The organism is Nocardiopsis sp. TNDT3 (assembly GCF_003427465.1).
GTDB lineage: Bacteria > Actinomycetota > Actinomycetes > Streptosporangiales > Streptosporangiaceae > Nocardiopsis > Nocardiopsis dassonvillei.
The window spans coordinates 1-1386 of record NZ_QPFC01001205.1 but is presented as its reverse complement, the minus strand read 5'-3'; the positions used below and the strand labels follow the sequence as shown (position 1 = coordinate 1386).

1 protein-coding gene is annotated in these 1386 nt (G+C 76.2%); it reads left to right on the top strand.

Annotation, left to right across the window (positions count from 1 at the left end):
* Positions 1–414: 414 nt before the first annotated feature.
* The coding region (locus tag DQW06_RS25860; RefSeq protein ID WP_117199475.1) for a sensor histidine kinase at positions 415–1386 on the top strand (972 nt) is incomplete at its 3' end.

Sequence of the window (1386 nt, the reverse complement as noted above, 5' to 3'; positions counted from 1 at the left end):
CGTCTCGGGAACGGGGGTCTCGGGGAACAGGAGTCTCGGGGAGCAGGGGTCTCGGCCGGCCGGCACGGCCACAACGCTAGGGAGCCGCGGCCCCCGCGCCCATGGGGGATCCCGCCCTGTTCGGGACGCGGCTCCCCACCCCGGAATGCGGTGTTCCGCAGTACCCGCGCGCCCGGGGGGTGGCTAGTGTCGACGCTGACGCCGACCGCGGCCTCCCCCCGTTCTCCGAGAACACGGGTTCCGAGGGCACGGGCCCGCGCGGACAACCGGGCACGGACACTCGAAGACGGGTGCCCGTCACGCACCAGCGGACGCGGGCACCCGGCGCCGGGCTACCGGGCACGGGCAGTCGGGTCCGGGTACCCGGCACGGACGCCGGAGGCGGCGGCGACCGGACAGGCGGAGAGGACGGACGTGACGACGCACGGAGACGCGCATCCGGCGGCAGCGGTGGCGCGCGCATGGGGCCGGGCCGTGACGGGCGCCGCCGCCGGAGCGGTGACCGCGCTGGCCGAGGCCCTCTTCCTCGCGGCGGCCCTCGTAGCCGCCGTTCCCGCGCTGCCGCTCCTGCTCCGTCCCGCCTCGCGCGCGTCCCTGCGCCGGGCGCTGGACGGGGCCGCCCGGCCGCTGGTCTCCCTGGAGCGCGGCCGCCTGTCCGCCCTGTTCGGCGTCGACATCACCGTGCGCCCCGGGACGGCCCGACCGCTGGCCTACCTCGCGGTGCGCTGCCCGGTGGGGCTCTTCGGCGGGCTGGTGCTGGCCTTCTTCGCCGCCGGGCTCTACCTGGCGCTGTCACCGCTGGAGGTGCTCGACGGCAACGACCCCGCGATCGTGCCGATCGGCCTGGCCCTGATGTACCTGAGCGCTCAGGGAACCGTGGGCCTGGTGGGAACGGAACGCTGGCTGGCCCGGAGGTTCCTCGGCCCCAGCCGCCAGGACCTCATGGAGGAGCGGATCGGGGTCCTGGTCGCGACCCGCGCGGGAGTGGTCGCCGCCGTGGACGAGGAGCGCCGCCGGATCGAACGCGATCTGCACGACGGCGTCCAGCAGCGCCTGGTACTGCTGGGGATGGCGCTGGGGCGGGCCCGCCGCGACCCGGGTTCGGAGCGGGGGCGCGCACTGGTCGAGCAGGCCTACGAGGAGTCCCGCGACGCCCTGCGCGACCTGAAGGAGGTCGCCTGGCGGGTCTACCCGGCCGCGCTCGCCGGGTCGGGGCTGCGGGCCGCGCTGCACGACCTGGTCGGCCGGTCGAGCCTGCCGATCGACCTGGAGTACGGCCTGGAGGGCGCGTGCCCGCCGACCGTGGAGACGGCGGCCTACTTCGTGGTCGCCGAGTCGGTGACCAACGCGGTCAAGCACGCGCGCGCCGAACGGGTCAGCGTGCTG